This is a genomic window from Sphaerospermopsis reniformis (genome assembly GCF_005402885.1).
Taxonomy (GTDB): Bacteria; Cyanobacteriota; Cyanobacteriia; order Cyanobacteriales; family Nostocaceae; genus Sphaerospermopsis; species Sphaerospermopsis kisseleviana.
The window spans coordinates 1-16,230 of record NZ_BJCE01000014.1; the positions used below are offsets into that span (position 1 = coordinate 1).

The following is a 16,230-nucleotide window of genomic DNA, read 5'->3' on the forward strand; positions in this document are numbered from 1 at the left end:
AAGGATGAGGTGGATAAGGAAATATTTTAATGGCTATTTCCGCTAAATCCTTGGCATAATCTCCAATACGTTCTAAGTCTCGTACTAATTGCATAAAGGCACTAAAACAACGTAACTCTTGAGGTGTAGGTGCTTGCAGTGTCATCATGGATGTACAATCTGATTCTATTTGTCTATAAAAGTGGTCAATTTTTTTATCTAATCGGGGAAGTTTCTCGGCTGCGGTTAAATCGCGATTAAATAAAGCTTGATGGCTCAGGCGAAATGATTGTTCTACCAAAGCTCCCATACGCAATATATCGCGCTCTAAACGCCTAATGCTGCGTTCAGGTTCAGGTCGTTCAAAGTTGGGATTATAAAAAACAGCTTTCACATCTTTAATCTCAAAATTTTATATATTCTTAACTATAGTCTTCACTTAGTGGGTTTGCCATGACTTGAGGCAGGTGAATTTGTATCCAAGCACCACCGGTTTCGGGATGGTTCATGGCCTTGATTGTGCCACCGTGGGCTATGATAATCTGGCGGACGATGGACAAACCTAAACCACTACCAGTAATTGCGGTTTCACTACTTTCAGGCTCATGGTGTCTGGCTTTGTCTCCTCGGTAAAATCGATCAAAGACGTGGGGTAAATCTATAGGCGCAAAACCAAGACCAGAATCAATGATATTAATTTCCAATAGTTGAGATTGATGATCGTTCATCATAAATTCACTCACAGAAATCACGTTAACTTCAATGTGAATATTAGTGTGAGGGAGGGTGTATTTAATACAGTTATCTAATAAATTGACAAATACTTGGTGAATGCGGGATTTATCAGCTTGGATGCTGATGCTTTCTAAACCGGAATAAGAAAGATTAAGATTGTGATATTGCGCTAATGGCTCTAAATTTTCCCACACTGAGAAAATCAGCGATCGCACTTCCACCGTTTCCAGATGTAACAACATGGTGGAGTTAGTTTCCATTTGTGTTAGTTCTAACCAACTTTGCACCAAATTAATCAACCGGTCAACTTCCTGCATCAAACGCTTCACCCAACGATTCAAGGGCGGATCTAAACGGCTTTGCAGGGTTTCTGCTACCAGACGAATAGAAGTGAGGGGTGTTCTCAGTTCATGAGCGAGATCAGAAAAAGAGCGATCGCGCTGCTGATTCATATCTAGCAATGGTTGGCGATTTTCTAAGAATACACCTACCTGTCCTGCTGGTAAAGGTAAACTGGTAGCCTCCAAAGCCAAAGGCTTTAACTCTAACATAGCTTTAGCATGATCACGGGAAGGGTGAAAAATCCATTCTCGCACCTGCGGTTTTTGCCAATCACGGGTTTGCTCAATTAATTGATCAAGTTCATAAGACCTTACCAACTCTAACAATAAGCGCACCTGTCCAGGTTGCCACCTTTGCAGATGCAATATTTCCCGTGCTTGCTGATTACACCATAATAGTTGATTTTCCTCATCTACTTGCAAATATCCTAAAGGTGCAGAATCAAGCAGTTCTTTGTAGGTTTGCAATGACAACTGCAAATCTTGTTGCTGTTGCTTCACCATTGACATTTCCTGCCGTAAGCGGGGGAGTACAGGCAATGCTATTTTATAAGAATGGGAGTTTAAAGGCTGGATCACTCGCTCCAAATAACTATTGAGTTGAAACTGTTGCCAAAGCCAAAAACCAAGGCCGACTGCCAAACCCAGAAGAAATCCCAATAAGAACATTTGAGTCGTTAGTTGCTATTTAATTACTCAAAACTAACAACTATATGCACCAATTAGCCAAAACGATAGCCAAAACCTCTCACAGTCACAATATACTCTGGATGGCTGGGATCTTGCTCTAACTTTTCCCGTAACCAGCGGATATGCACATCTACTGTTTTGCTATCACCTAGAAAATCAGGTCCCCATACCTGATCTAACAATTGCTCCCGTGACCATACTCGACGAGCATAACTCATAAATAGTTCCAGCAAGCGGAATTCTTTTGGTGATAAATTTACCTCTTTTCCCCGCACCAACACCCGGCATTCTTGAGGATTCAAACTAATATCTTTATACTTGAGTACGGGTATTGATGGTAAATTACTTAAACGTTGCCGACGGAGCAGGGCGCGACATCTAGCCACCAGTTCCCGCATACTAAATGGCTTGGTTAAATAGTCATCTGCTCCTACTTCTAAACCCAGAACTCGGTCAGTTTCACTACCCTTAGCACTGAGAATCAAAATAGGTACTGAGTTAGCTTGATGACGCAATAACCTGCAAATATCTAATCCATTAATTTGCGGTAGCATCAAGTCTAAAATTACCAAATCAAAAGCAGATTCTTCTGAATTGGATCCGCAATTTCTGAGATACTCTACAGCAGATCGTCCATCATTAGCAGTGATGACTTCATAACCTTCTTCTTCCAAAGCCATAACTAGCATTTCTCGGATGAGTTCTTCATCTTCTACTACTAGAATGCGGCTAGTTTGTCCAAGTTCCGCTTTAGCAGAATATTTAGTTAATTCAGTGGTATACATTGATGGCACAAGGTTTTGAGACTGTACTCGTCTTGATAATTGCTTAACTACTCATCATCTACATTGATTGCAGAGTAGCTATTTTGGGCTGATTGTATTGAATATCACAACTCAAATATATCATAAATCACATTTCCTCGCAATGAACAAGTATTTTCAACCACTTTGGTGATTTATTCTGGTTAATTGACATTCCCTCGACTAGAATTCGGGGTATTGGGTTTGCTGAAAAAGTTATCTGTGAAGGACCAGTGACAGGTGACAGTTTCAAGAGTTGCAGGACTTACGCAAAAGGGAACGAAAGTAGGGGTAATTCATGAATTACCCCTAGGCAAGAATAAGGTTTTCAGTCACATCTTGCGTAAGTCATAAGTTGGATAGGAACGATTTTTTCTTTAAGTAGGAATTAAATGCAAGGTTTTTCAGTTGCCACCTCATACAAGCTTGCACTTTTGAAAGCACTTCGGCTTACTTCGACTTACTTCGACTTACTTCGACTGCGCTCAGTACAAGTCGCTCAGTACAAGTCGCTCAGTACAAGTCGCTCAGTACAAGTCGCTCAGTACAAGTCAAAATAGCTAAAACCCTTTACCTGTAAAGTTTTCAGATTTATATGGCTAACGCCACGCTACGCTATCAGCAAGCCATAAATAATGCCAGTATTTATTGCGTGGCAAGGGGTTCATCGTTTTGATAAACGCAATTTAGCATAATATGTAATGCAGAACCATCAATAATAAATAATTGATAATTATCAATTATCAATTATCAATTATCAATTAATCTATTCTGTCTTTGGTTTTCCTAGTCCTTTTGGTGGTTGTGGTCTTTTACTTTTGGCTTTATTATTTGTTTGCGCTTTTTGGTTATTTTGATTGGAATTACTGTTTTGGTTAGACATGAGATTTATCTGTAATATTTATTTAGTGCCGATTTTATCTACATCAGCAATATCTATTATTCCCGAAATCTATCAGAGATATTACTGATGTCACCTATTTAAGCAAAGCTAGAAAAATCCAAATTGGGTGGAATATCTTGAATACGTCCAGGACCAATGGCTTTTAAAGCTTCATTTAACAAGATATCCCCAGTATACAAAGCTTTACCCACAATTACACCTGTGACTCCTTGGGGTTCTAAAGATAATAAACTTAACAAATCGGTAACAGAACTAACACCACCAGAAGCGATGACGGGTATAGAAATTGCTGCTGCGAGTTCTCGTAATGCGTCTAAATTCGGTCCTTGTAATGTACCATCACGGTTGATGTCGGTGTAGATGATAGCTGCTGCACCTAATTCTTGCATTTGGGTAGCGAGTTGGGTAGCTAAAACTTCCGAGGTTTCTAACCAACCGCGTGTAGCAACTAAACCATTACGGGCATCTATGCCAACTATAATCTGTTGGGGAAATTCTTGACAAAGTTCTTGGACTAGCTGGGGTTGTTCGACTGCCACAGTTCCCAGGATACCCCATTGCACACCGAGATTAAATAATTGTACAACACTAGAGCGATCGCGTAAACCTCCACCAACTTCAATGGGTACTGAGACTACATTACAGATGGCTTCAATGGCTGCTAGGTTAACGATTTTACCAGCTTTTGCCCCATCTAAGTCAACTAAGTGTAATCTGGTTGCACCTTGGTCTACCCACATTTTCGCAGTTTCGGCGGGGTTTTCGCTGTATACTTGCGATTGTGCATAGTTGCCTTTATATAGGCGTACACAACGACCTTCTAATAAATCAATTGCTGGTATTACTTGCATAATTGGTGATTGGTGATTGGGTAATTAATTTTATGTTTCCCCATTATTACCTATTCCCCATTTCCACAAAAAGACTTTCTCAGCAAACCCTAAGAGGTTGTTGGAAAGTTACGCTGACGTTAACACACCCTACATTTACTGAATCCATGACTTGGCTATATTTCTCACTGGCGGCGGCTACCTTTGAATCTCTGCGAGATGTCTTTAGTAAAGTTGTGACAAATAAAGGCAATCAACCCTTAGATGAGTATTTAGTTGCGTGGGCATTAAGGGCATTTACTCTAATTATTTATATTCCTTGGTTGTTATTATCACCTAACCCAATACCTACCATCGGGAAAGATTTTTGGTGGGCTTTGTTAGCTGATGCTACTCTATCTACTATTGGCGGCATTTTATATATGAGGGCGTTGCGTTTTGGAGATATATCTTTAACTATACCGTTAATGGGATTTTCGCCGTTATTTTTAGCGATCGCTTCTCCTTTGATTCTGAATGAGTTTCCTGCAAAATCACAACTTATAGGTATTTTATTAATCTGTTTTGGTGCCTATTTTTTAAATATAAAGCCCAAGGAGAACAATTATCTCACACCGTTAAAATCTTTGATGACTACCCAATCTTCTCAATTAATGTTAATAGTAGCTTTTCTCTGGGCTTTAACTACTTCTTTTGATAAAATTGGGGCAACAAATTCCTCGCCATTATTTTTCTCAGCTTCTCTCTATTTTTGTACAGCTATCATGACTTTGCCTATTGTAATCTTATGCTCTCCTAATTGGTTTTCTAAGTTAAAAAGTAATTTCTATAAATTGGTTTTATTAGGTAGCTTAAAAGCACTTGATATGTGGTGTCATGTGATAGCGATCGCATCTACAGTAGCAGCAAATTCCGTGGCGGTAAAACAAAGCAGTTTATTGATGACTGTAGGATATGGCTATTTCCTCTTTCATGAAAAAAATATTAAACATAGATTCTTAGGTTGTATTATTATCATTGTTGGTGTATGTGTATTAAGCATTTTTTAGAGTATTTTCTAGAGTATTTTCTAGAGCGATCGCTATTAGTGTAAGTTTCTGTGGGCATATTGCGATAAATTTTAAATTTTAAGGCGATCGCCGATTGGTTGGCTCAATGAAATGTAATGTAATGCACTTTTTTAATGCTAAACTCAGATTTTGAATTATAGTAACTAAGTATTGTTTAGATGCAGTTTGAATGGAATCCAGACAAAGCGAACTCAAACTTGAAAAAGCATGGTGTTTCATTCAAGGAAGCATCTACTGTTTTTAACGATCCTTTATCTGTGACATTTCCTGACCCAGATCGCTCTTTTGGCGAGGAGCGTTACGTTATCATTGGATTATCAAGTACCAATCGTATCTTGATAGTCCCTCATACAGATCGAGTAAATCGAGTTCGGATTATTAGCGCGCGAGAGGCAACCCGAAATGAAAGGAGGTTTTATGAAGATGGAGAGTAACCACGAACTAGAAGACGACTTAAGACCTGAGTATGACTTTAGCAAGATGCAGGGTGGTGTTAGAGGGAAATATGTCGAACGCTACAAGGCAGGAACGAATGTAGTGTTACTCGATCCTGATGTTGCTCAAGCATTTCCAACAAGTGAAGCGGTTAATGAAGCACTCCGGCTGCTCATGCAAATTGCCCAAAGACAGAAGCCTAACAATGCGTTGGAGCAGACCTCTCAAACGTGATCTTTAAAAGCTAAAGGTCATCTGCGGCGAGCATCCGATTGATTACTCGGCAATAATAGGTTGGATTATTAGCAGAGCAAATGAAGAAGGATACACATAAACCGGATTATTATCATTGTTGGTGTATGTGTATTAAGCATTTTCTAGAGTATTTTCTAGAGTATTTTCTAGAGTATTTTCTAGAGCGATCGCTGTTTTCTCATTGGAAGAGGGAACACTATTTTCACCTGACTATTAAGCGTGTCGAGTAATTGTAAATTTTTGTTACAAATATCGGAAGCTGAGGTTGATGCTGTTCATATCGCAGTTGCAATGGTTAATTTGATTTTTTTCAACAATGAAAGCTGATCAATGTTGGGCTTCCTAAAGTCAACCCAACCTACATCTACATACCCAATTTACTCAGCATGATTAGGTAAATTATGAGGATCAACTCCTTGCGATCGCAAATAAGCCATTAACCTTTCTTTCTCCTTACGTTCTTTTTCAATCATTTCCAGCGCCCAAGGTAACAAATTACCTGTTTGATTCCACCATCGCAACCAATAACCTGTACGTCCTTCCTTTGCACCTTGCCAAGTTCCTAAAAATAGACCCATTGACTCAATCCAATGACGACCATTTTCCTCTGGTTGCTTTAATTCATAACGTCCATTTTCCAGTTGATAATATTCTAATAATCCTCCATCTGGATCAAAAATGATATAAATAGGAACTTGCAAAATCTGTTCATAAAAAAACCATTTTCCCGGCGGATAGGTACGTTTAAATGAATATTCTCCGCCGTCTTTATCTGACAAAAATTCCATAACCACAGCCGGTATATCCCCTTCTAAATGGGGTGTATAGCTTTTCCGTCCTGGTAATATTTCTTTAACTGAAGGTATATATAGCCAATCTGGTGCTTTGGCGATAAATTGATTATTTAATGTGGCACATAAAGCAAAATTAACAGCAATTAACATCTGTGGTTGAATAAAACCACTGATTTCTAAACTTTCACACAAAGCACCTGCTAAAAGTGGTTGTCCTGTATTGTCCACTGGTTCATCCTCTAGTTGATAACCATCGGGTAACGCTTCCCATGAGATAACCAGTCCCGTCTGTGATTTACTTTCACTGAGTAGGGTTGCCATAAAAGTTACGTTTACTTGATTTATTTTTATTCTATCATCTGAATTTCATCTATTATTATTTTCGTAGTGAGGACTTCAGTCCTCAAAGGAGGAATAAATTCCTCACTACAGTTAACTATTCAGCTAAAAACTCTCCTAAACTTGGAACATCTACCCACATTTTAGAATCATTTGATTGATGAGACAAATCCATCAATAATTGAGAATAAACCCCTTCTTTCAAAGATGGTATAATCTCTTGTTTGCTTTCAATTCCTGTCACCCATTGATCTACAACTCTTAAAAATGAACAAATTCGACCATCAGCATAATGTTGAGGAAATAATAATTGTTGAGGAATTTCCATTTCTGTTAAACTTCCCCCAACTTGAGAACGCCAAATTTTAAACCCGTGAATATAATCTTTTTGTTCTTCACTTCCTAAAACTAATGTTCCTTTATCTCCATAAACTTCTATCCAATGGGGTCGAGCTGCATGAACTACTGCACTAATAGCAATTTGACATGGTGTACCATTTGTTAATTCCAAAGATATCAAACAATTATCATCTGTATTTACTGCTTTTAATTCCCCATTTACAGGATCAATTCTTTGGGAAATAGCTGTATTAAAATAAGCATTTAATTTCCTAACTGGTCCAAATAACCAGTTAATATAATCAAAAGCATGAGAACCTAAAGAACCCAATACCCCACCACCTTGATCTTTACGAGAATACCAATTATAAGGACGGGATGTATCAGCACGAGAAGAACCTAACCAGTCAATTTTTATTAACCGAATATTTCCCACATAATTTGTATTTAACAACTGCTGAAAATATTGCCATGCAGGAATAAAGCGGAATTCAAAATCTACTGTGGCAATGACATTTTTAGTTTTGGCTAATTGATATAATTCTTTAGCTTCATTTGCGTTTAAAGTCACTGGTTTTTCTAATAACAGATGTTTACCAGCTTCTAATACCTGTTTCCCCATTTTATAATGTAAAAATGGCGGTGTGGAAATACTCACAGCGTCTACCTCTGGTAAATTGATAATTTCAGTGAAGTTATCACTAAAATGAGGAACATTATTATTTTCTGCAATGATTTTTGCTTTGTTGATATCTCGATGATAAACCGCAGTTATTTGGGTTTTGTGATGTGCTTGAAATGCGGGAATATGTACTTTTTGACCAAAACCAGTACCAACAATTGCAACCCCAATCATATTGTATCTTTGATTTATTTGCTAAATTTACCTTTTAGTATTATACTAAATATTGATACTATTAATTGTTTTAAATAAAATCCAATTTCTTAACTATGGATTTACTAGGATGAATGAAAAACAAACTATCAATCCTTGGAATTATAAACCTTGGTGGTGTCAACCTTGGTCAATTATCCTCACAGGTATCACATTAATTGGCGGTAGTTGGTTAATACTCAAACTTATATGGTTGACAATTATTGTTGCTATCCCTGTATTAAGTTGGATGGGTTTCTTTTTATTAATCTGGCCAAAATTAATGGTTGAAAGCGGCATTTTAGATCAAAAAAGTAATGAGTAATAAGTAATTATCAATTACCAATTACCCATTATCAATTACCTATTACCCAGTCCCCAGTTACCCTCCATGACTGCGGGGATCATCTTGACTATTTGTTGATACTGGGGCGGAAAATTTGGAAGTTTTACCACTCATTTGCGCGTAGGGTAGGGGAGAACCATTTACCAAAGCTTCTAAGTTGCTGGCCATGATGGAACGGGGTATGTCACCAATAGCTTCGGCTATACTTTCTCCTTGTTTACCCAAAAATACAAAGTGAGGAATACCATCTACTCGATATTTGAGCATTTCTGGCAACCATTTGTTATTATCTACATTCAGCATGACAAAGTTTAATTTGTCTGCATATTGTTGTTTGAGTTCGGCTATGTCGGGTGCCATTTTTTGGCAGACTGTACACCAATCTGCATAAAATTCTACTAAACTGGGTTTATTATTGCTAACTGCAACTTCTAAGGGTGTGGATGCAGCATCTAGTTCGGTGAGAGAAACTGAGGTTGTCTGGGTTTGCAGTCCTAAAAATAGGGCAGCACTCAGGGCGATCGCTACAATAACAATGAGGAAGTTTCTCAAACGCTTGCCCAATGTAGATTCAGGCTTGGTAGGAGCATTAAATGGTGCATCTGTACTCATAATTTATTTATTAAGACTTATTAAGCAGTTTCATCATCTAGTTTAGCAAAACTTAGTTTTTTACCCATGAAAAAACGAGTCACCCTGACTTTTCCTAAACGTGCAATTCAAATGCCTGTCACTTACCGACTGGCAAAAGATTTTAATGTTGCGGCGAATATTATCCGCGTTCAGGTAGCCCCTAATCAAATTGGTAAACTGGTAGTGGAATTATTGGGGGATATTGATCAACTAGATGCAGCTATTGAGTGGATGCGATCGCAACACATCAGTGTTTCCCATAATTTAGGTGAAATTGTCATTGATGATGATCTATGCGTTGACTGTGGTTTGTGTACTGGAGTTTGTCCAACGGAAGCTCTTTCTCTCAACCCAGATACATATCAACTTACATTTACGCGATCGCGTTGTATTGTTTGTGAACAATGTATTCCCACTTGTCCGGTACAGGCTATTTCTACCAATCTTTAAAATCTTTAAAAATGAGATTATCTGAATAATTACATATCAAATAACTAGCAGCCAATGTTGTTAAAAAGTCTATAAAATAATAGATTTCAATTTTTCGCTACTGCTATGATGCAAAAATATGATGAGATAGTGAATTGATATAACCTATGAACTTAGCCACAACACCCACAGTCAAAAGTCTAGGAAATTGTGCATATCAAGCAATCGAAAAACACTTTCACAAAACCATAAAATGGGAAAAATCAGTTAAAAAAGACGAAAATCCAGAAGCACTACACCAAATGCGTGTGGGAATGCGTCGTTTACGTACAGCAGTTAGTCGGTTTGAGCTATGTTTAAATTTACCCAAATCAGCCAGCGATAAAAATATTGGTAAAATTGCCAGAATACTAGGAAATCTCCGAGATTTGGATGTCTTAAAAGAGATACTGGAAAATAATTATAAACCACATTTACTTCCAAAGGAACAAGCATCTTTAGAGATAGCTTTTTCTACTTTAGCCAAACAACGGGAAGTTGCTTTTTCCCAGGTGCAAAAAATATTGAAAGATGAAACTTATAAATCTTTGAAAAATCATTTTCAACAATGGTTAGAAAAGCCTAGTTATCAACCATTAGCAGATTTGCCAATTCAGCAAGTGCTACCAGATTTACTGTTACCTGAAGTCAGTAAATTATTATTGCATCCAGGATGGATGGTTGGTACTCAAGTTGTAAACTCAGAAGTAGTTGTACAAAGCAACTGGACACCGGAAGAGTTAGAAAAAAATCTGAAAAATCAAGGGAAAATTCTTCATGATTTGCGAAAACAAGCTAAAAGAGTTCGCTATCAAATGGAATTATTTACTGATTTATACGGTGAAGCTTTTACCACACATATTTCACAGGTAAAAAGTATCCAAGAAATTTTGGGAATGCTGCAAGATAGCATGGTTTTAAATGAGTGGCTGGAAAATATCTTTAAGTCAGAAATTAACGAGCAAATAAGTGGTCTAATAACTTTATTAGCTGTAAATCGTTACCAATTATGGCAGCAGTGGCAACCACTACAACAGCAATATTTAAAACCAGAAACGAGACAGAATTTATATCTAACAATATTGCCATCTTTATCAATTGATAATTGATAATTGATAATTGATAATTATTAATTATTAATTATCAACTATCAACTATCAATTGTTCATTAACCTATTAATTTCTGCCAAGTTGCAGGACCAATAATACCATCAGCAGTTAAACCATTTTGCTGTTGAAATCTCTTAATTGCCGCTTCTGTATTGCGACCATAAATACCATCTGCAACAGTACCTACACGATGTTGTATATATCTCATTACTGGTCCGGTGGTTTGATTTCCTTGCACTAATCGTTTTGATAATATCTGATTAATGGCATTCCATGTAGTGCTAGTTGCCATTCCACTGGGAATAATTCCCACAATTCTTTGAAACTTCTCTACAGCAGAAGTTGTGGCAGGTCCAATAATATTATCCTCATCCAAACGCCTATTATTTCTATCAGTTATTTGCAGTCGATTTAAAGTTTGTTGCAATCTGAGAACAGAGGTATCTGTATTTTGTTCCTCATCTCCTACTATGTTTACAGGAGAAGATACCACTTTACCAGTTAACCCTGTAACAATAGCATTGGCCATTGCTTCCCCATCATAAAGTTGCATATCTTTCGCGGAATCAATAAAGCAACATTCTATGAGAATACCTGGCATATTTGTATTTCTAATCACGTACAGGTGAGAACCATTCTTGACACCGCGATTAAAAAATCCTAACTTGATAATTTCATCTAATACTGGTTGGGCGATTTTTCTCCCAGCATCACTCATAGCAAATACTTCTGTTCCATTAGCTTGCCCATTAAAGACATTAAAATGAATAGAAACAAAAACATCAACTTTGTTTCTATTAGCTATATCACAACGTCTACCCAGAGATTGACTAACTGATCTGGCACTATTTGGTGTACAAGATATTGCTTCATGACCTAAGCTTTTTAACTTAGCTATAACTTTATTTCCCACGTCCATAGTTAAGTTATCTTCAAATTTAATACCTCTTACTCCCGTATCTGGAGGACAATTATGTCCCATATCAATTCCAAATTTCATGGTGTATCCTCAACGTACTTTCAACAGAAAAGATTTAATTAAGAAAATGGGCTTGTTTGGGATTTTTTCTAGTCAAAAACCAGAATTATGATATCACATATTATAATTGCTCAAAATCGACAGCAACTAGATATTTATGTAATCACAATGTAACTTGTAAATTTCCCAATACAGTGAAAAAAGGTAAATCCATCTTAACTTCAGTTTCAATAGGCAAATGAGATATTCTACTCTTTAGGTAGATATTCCCCCATTAGTCCGCAACAATGTTTAAGATCAAAGTAAAGAAAGATTTCGTAACTGAGTGACATGAAACGTATTGTCTTAATTGCTGGTTTTGAATCCTTTAACGCTGATTTGTACCGAAAAGCGGCTTTTTTGGCTGTTTCTCGCTGTCCTGAGTTAGATATTCGCGTTTTTAGCGATCGCAATATTACCACCAACCCAGAAGAGGTACAAGCCGCACTTCAAGGTGCTGATGTATTTTTCGGTAGTTTAATATTTGACTATGACCAAGTTTTATGGTTAAGAGAACATATTGCTAACATTCCCATCCGGCTTATTTTTGAATCAGCACTAGAATTAATGAGTTTAACGAAAATAGGGGTGTTTTCTATCGGTGATAAACCTAAAGGAATGCCTAAACCTGTTAAATTCATACTCGATAAATTCAGTAATGGTAAAGAAGAAGACAAACTCGCAGGTTATATAAGTTTCTTAAAAATTGGACCAAAACTATTAAAATTCGTACCAGTACAAAAAGTCCAAGACCTCCGCAACTGGCTCATTATCTACGGTTACTGGAACGCAGGAGGAACGGAAAATGTAGCAGCTTTATTTTGGACACTTGCGGGAAAATACTTAGATTTACAAGTCGGTGATATTCCTGCACCTATCGAAACCCCCAACATGGGTTTATTACATCCCGACTATCCAGGGTATTTTACATCACCTAAAGCATATTTGGAGTGGTATGAAAAAAGGAGTCAGGAGTCAGGAGTCAGGAGTCAGGAGAAAGAAAAGAATAAAATTACCCAGTCACCAGTCCCCAGTCACCAGTCCCCAGTTATCGGAATTTTACTTTATAGAAAGCACGTCATTACAAAACAGAATTATATCCCCCAATTAATCAGAAAATTTGAAGATTCGGGTTTAATACCTTTACCAATTTTTATTAACGGAGTTGAAGGTCATGTTGCTGTGCGTGACTGGATGACAACCGACTATGAAACCCAACAAAGACAACAAGGAAATATTGAAACTCCTTCCCTTTCTTCAGCAGCAGTCAAAGTTGATGCGATCATTTCTACAATTGGGTTTCCTTTAGTTGGTGGACCTGCGGGTTCAATGGAAGCGGGAAGACAAATAGAAGTTGCAAAACGCATTTTAACTGCTAAAAATATTCCCTATATTGTCGCTGCACCTTTATTAATTCAAGATATTCATTCATGGACTCGTCAAGGAATTGGCGGTTTACAAAGTGTAGTTTTATATGCACTTCCTGAATTAGATGGGGCAATTGATACTATACCTTTAGGTGGTTTAGTTGGTGAAGATATTTATTTAGTTCCAGAAAGAGTACAAAGGTTAATTGATAGAGTTAAAAATTGGGTTTCCTTACGTCAAAAATTAGCATCAGAAAGAAAAATTGCCATAATTTTATATGGTTTTCCTCCTGGTTATGGTGCTGTAGGAACTGCTGCTTTATTAAATGTTCCTCGCAGTTTAATTAAATTACTTCATGCACTTAAAGAACAAGGTTATACAGTAGGGAAAATTCCTGAAGATGGAGAGGAATTAATTAAACAAGTAAAAGCAATAGATGAAGAAATGGAAACCTGGGAAAAAGATAAACCTTTCCCCACAGATGCTAATACTGTCAATGCTAGAAAATTAGAAAAATGGTTAGGATATCTCCGCACTTCTAAAATTGAAAAACAATGGAAATCTTTAACAGGTGCAGGAATTAAAACCTATGGCGATGAATTACATCTTGGGGGTGTAACATTAGGAAATGTTTGGATCGGTGTTCAGCCACCTTTAGGAATACAAGGCGACCCGATGCGGTTAATGTTTGAGCGAGATTTAACTCCCCATCCTCAATATGCTGCTTTTTATAAGTGGTTGCAAAATGAATTTCAAGCTGATGCAATTGTCCATTTTGGAATGCACGGAACTGTGGAATGGTTGCCTGGTTCACCTTTAGGAAATACTGGTTATTCTTGGTCGGATATTCTGTTAGGAAATCTGCCAAATTTATATATCTATGCTGCTAATAATCCTTCAGAATCAATTTTAGCTAAACGTCGTGGTTATGGGGTTTTAATTTCTCATAATGTACCACCCTATGGACGGGCGGGTTTATATAAGGAGTTGGTAAGTTTACGGGATTTAATCGCAGAATATCGGGAAGATCCAAAGAAGAATTATGTGCTGAAAGAAGGTATTTGTAAGAAGATTGTTGATACTGGTTTGGATGTTGATTGTCCTTTTGATGATGCGAAAAAATTGGGTATTGCTTTTACGCCGGAAAATGTCAGGATGTTTAGTGGTCATGCTTTTGATGATTATTTAATTAAGTTGTATGAGTATTTGCAGGTGTTAGAAAATCGGTTGTTTTCTTCTGGTTTACATACTTTAGGTGAAGCGCCAAGTGAGGAGGAGTTAAAGGGTTATTTGGATGCTTTTTTTGGAGAAGAGAACGAACCGCAAAGACGCGAAGAACGCGAAGAAAGAAGAGAAGAAGAAGAGAAAATAATTACAAGTTTGTTGAATCAATCTACTGATGAGTTGACGAATCTTTTGCGGGGTTTAAATGGTGAGTTTATTCCTCCTGCACCGGGTGGAGATTTGTTGAGGGATGGGGCGGGTGTGTTACCTACTGGGAGAAATATTCACGCTTTAGATCCTTATAGAATGCCTTCTCCTGCTGCTTATGAAAGAGGTAGGGAAATTGCACGGAAGATTATTGATCAGCATTTAGCAGAACATCAGAAATATCCTGAAACTGTGGCGGTTTTATTGTGGGGTTTGGATGCTATTAAAACTAAGGGTGAATCTCTTGGTATTCTGTTAGAATTGGTGGGTGCTGAACCTGTTAAGGAGGGTACGGGAAGGATAGTAAGATATGATTTAAAACCTCTTTCTGATGTGGGACATCCGCGCATTGATGTGTTAGGAAATTTATCTGGTATTTTCCGTGATAGTTTTGTGAATATTATTGAATTATTGGATGATTTATTTCGACGTGCTGCGGAAGTTGATGAACCGGAAGAACAGAATTTTATTAGAAAACACGCTTTAGAATTAAAAGCGCAAGGTGTGGAAAATTCCTCAGCAAGATTGTTTTCTAACCCCTCTGGTGATTTTGGTTCTTTGGTTAATGATAGAGTGGTTGATGGTAATTGGGAAAATGGCGAGGAGTTGGGTAAAACTTGGGAAAGTCGCAATGTTTTTAGTTATGGAAGAAAGGATAAAGGACAAGCTAGGCCGGAGGTTTTGCAGACATTATTAAAAACGAGCGATCGCATTGTTCAAGAAATAGATTCTGTTGAATATGGTTTAACTGATATTCAGGAATATTATGCCAATACTGGAGGTTTAAAAAAAGCGGCTGAACAACAAAGCGGGAAAAAAGTTACAGCTAGTTTTGTGGAAAGTTTTTCTAAGGATACCACCCCTAGAAATTTAGATGATTTGTTAAGAATGGAGTACCGAACTAAGTTATTAAATCCTAAATGGGCGGAAGCAATGGCTAACCAAGGTTCTGGTGGTGTTTTTGAAATTTCCCAACGAATGACGGCTTTAATAGGTTGGGGTGGAACTGCTGATTTTCGAGATCATTGGGTTTATGAACAAGCTGCGGATACTTATGCTTTAGATGCAGAAATGGCGGAAAAGTTACGCAAAGCAAACCCGGAAGCTTTTAGAAATATTGTTAGTAGAATGTTGGAAGCACACGGGCGCGGTTTATGGAATGCTGATGGTAATAGGTTGGAAAAATTGCGTCAGTTGTATGAATTGAGTGATGAACAATTAGAAGGTGTGACAGTTTAGAAACTTAAAAACGTAGGTTGGGTTAAGCACCGCGCAACCCAACACATTTACAGTACAATTAAATTGATAAATCAAATAAAAACATTATGAAATTTATCATTACGATATTTCAAGATAAAGATGGGATGTTTATTGCTGAATGTCAAGCATGACAAAATAAATTCTTAAAAAGTATTTACAAATAATCCAATTAATAATAAGATAAAAATCTCAAATATTTTTACGTTCG

The 16,230-nt window shown here is 37.3% G+C and carries 15 protein-coding genes; 7 read left to right on the forward strand and 8 right to left on the reverse strand.

Annotated features, from left to right (window positions below):
- The 4 genes from FFR48_RS03515 to hisA all read right to left on the reverse strand — a co-directional run.
- The coding region (locus FFR48_RS03515) for a phosphate signaling complex PhoU family protein (protein ID WP_307722504.1) at positions 1–373 on the reverse strand (373 nt) is incomplete at its 3' end.
- Positions 374–401: 28 nt separating this feature from the next.
- Entirely contained in the window at positions 402–1,724 is a 1,323-nt protein-coding gene (locus FFR48_RS03520; RefSeq protein WP_137666397.1) for a PAS domain-containing sensor histidine kinase, read from the reverse strand.
- Positions 1,725–1,777: 53 nt separating this feature from the next.
- A complete protein-coding gene (locus tag FFR48_RS03525) occupies positions 1,778–2,530 on the reverse strand; it encodes a winged helix-turn-helix domain-containing protein (RefSeq protein ID WP_137666398.1) in 753 nt (250 codons plus the stop codon).
- Between the two features lie 999 nt (positions 2,531–3,529).
- The gene (hisA, locus tag FFR48_RS03530) at positions 3,530–4,303 is read right to left on the reverse strand and encodes a 1-(5-phosphoribosyl)-5-[(5-phosphoribosylamino)methylideneamino]imidazole-4-carboxamide isomerase (protein ID WP_137666399.1); all 774 of its coding nucleotides are present in this window, start codon (positions 4,301–4,303) and stop codon (positions 3,530–3,532) included.
- 146 nt (positions 4,304–4,449) lie between these two features.
- On the opposite strand from hisA, the gene FFR48_RS03535 reads away from it, so the two are divergent.
- The 3 genes from FFR48_RS03535 to FFR48_RS03545 all read left to right on the forward strand — a co-directional run bounded on the left by FFR48_RS03535 (position 4,450) and on the right by FFR48_RS03545 (position 6,021).
- On the forward strand, positions 4,450–5,331 hold the full coding sequence (locus tag FFR48_RS03535) for a DMT family transporter (RefSeq protein WP_162501837.1): 882 nt from the start codon (positions 4,450–4,452) through the stop codon (positions 5,329–5,331).
- 179 nt (positions 5,332–5,510) lie between these two features.
- Complete coding sequence (locus tag FFR48_RS03540) at positions 5,511–5,786, forward strand: BrnT family toxin (RefSeq protein ID WP_137666401.1); 276 nt, start codon at positions 5,511–5,513, stop codon at positions 5,784–5,786.
- On the forward strand, positions 5,770–6,021 hold the full coding sequence (locus FFR48_RS03545) for a hypothetical protein (protein ID WP_190347993.1): 252 nt from the start codon (positions 5,770–5,772) through the stop codon (positions 6,019–6,021). The genes FFR48_RS03540 and FFR48_RS03545 overlap by 17 nt, the downstream gene beginning before the upstream one ends.
- 398 nt (positions 6,022–6,419) lie before the next feature.
- On the opposite strand, the gene FFR48_RS03550 is transcribed toward FFR48_RS03545, so the two are convergent.
- Both FFR48_RS03550 and FFR48_RS03555 read right to left on the reverse strand, forming a co-directional pair.
- On the reverse strand, positions 6,420–7,157 hold the full coding sequence (locus tag FFR48_RS03550) for a Uma2 family endonuclease (RefSeq protein ID WP_137666402.1): 738 nt from the start codon (positions 7,155–7,157) through the stop codon (positions 6,420–6,422).
- Between the two features lie 115 nt (positions 7,158–7,272).
- Positions 7,273–8,370 (reverse strand): Gfo/Idh/MocA family protein, encoded by a 1,098-nt coding sequence (locus FFR48_RS03555; protein ID WP_137666403.1) that lies wholly within the window; start codon positions 8,368–8,370, stop codon positions 7,273–7,275.
- A gap of 109 nt (positions 8,371–8,479) precedes the next feature.
- On the opposite strand from FFR48_RS03555, the gene FFR48_RS03560 reads away from it, so the two are divergent.
- Positions 8,480–8,713 (forward strand): DUF6737 family protein, encoded by a 234-nt coding sequence (locus FFR48_RS03560; protein WP_137666404.1) that lies wholly within the window; start codon positions 8,480–8,482, stop codon positions 8,711–8,713.
- A gap of 57 nt (positions 8,714–8,770) precedes the next feature.
- On the opposite strand, the gene FFR48_RS03565 is transcribed toward FFR48_RS03560, so the two are convergent.
- The gene (locus tag FFR48_RS03565) at positions 8,771–9,346 is read right to left on the reverse strand and encodes a thioredoxin family protein (RefSeq protein WP_096571998.1); all 576 of its coding nucleotides are present in this window, start codon (positions 9,344–9,346) and stop codon (positions 8,771–8,773) included.
- A 66-nt stretch (positions 9,347–9,412) separates the two neighbouring features.
- On the opposite strand from FFR48_RS03565, the gene FFR48_RS03570 reads away from it, so the two are divergent.
- Both FFR48_RS03570 and FFR48_RS03575 read left to right on the forward strand, forming a co-directional pair.
- Positions 9,413–9,817: an NIL domain-containing protein gene (locus tag FFR48_RS03570; protein WP_137666405.1), complete on the forward strand. Its 405-nt coding sequence runs from the start codon at positions 9,413–9,415 to the stop codon at positions 9,815–9,817.
- Between the two features lie 146 nt (positions 9,818–9,963).
- Positions 9,964–10,944, forward strand: a complete 981-nt coding sequence (locus FFR48_RS03575; RefSeq protein WP_137666406.1) for a CHAD domain-containing protein — start codon at positions 9,964–9,966, stop codon at positions 10,942–10,944.
- Between the two features lie 59 nt (positions 10,945–11,003).
- Here FFR48_RS03575 and FFR48_RS03580 read toward each other — a convergent pair whose 3' ends face one another.
- Positions 11,004–11,945, reverse strand: coding sequence for an N-acetylmuramoyl-L-alanine amidase (locus FFR48_RS03580; protein WP_137666407.1), 942 nt, complete (start codon positions 11,943–11,945; stop codon positions 11,004–11,006).
- A gap of 309 nt (positions 11,946–12,254) precedes the next feature.
- On the opposite strand from FFR48_RS03580, the gene bchH reads away from it, so the two are divergent.
- Positions 12,255–16,001 carry a magnesium chelatase subunit H gene (gene bchH, locus FFR48_RS03585; protein WP_137666408.1) on the forward strand — a complete coding sequence of 1,249 codons (3,747 nt, stop codon included), beginning with the start codon at positions 12,255–12,257 and terminating at the stop codon, positions 15,999–16,001.
- Positions 16,002–16,230: the final 229 nt, after the last annotated feature.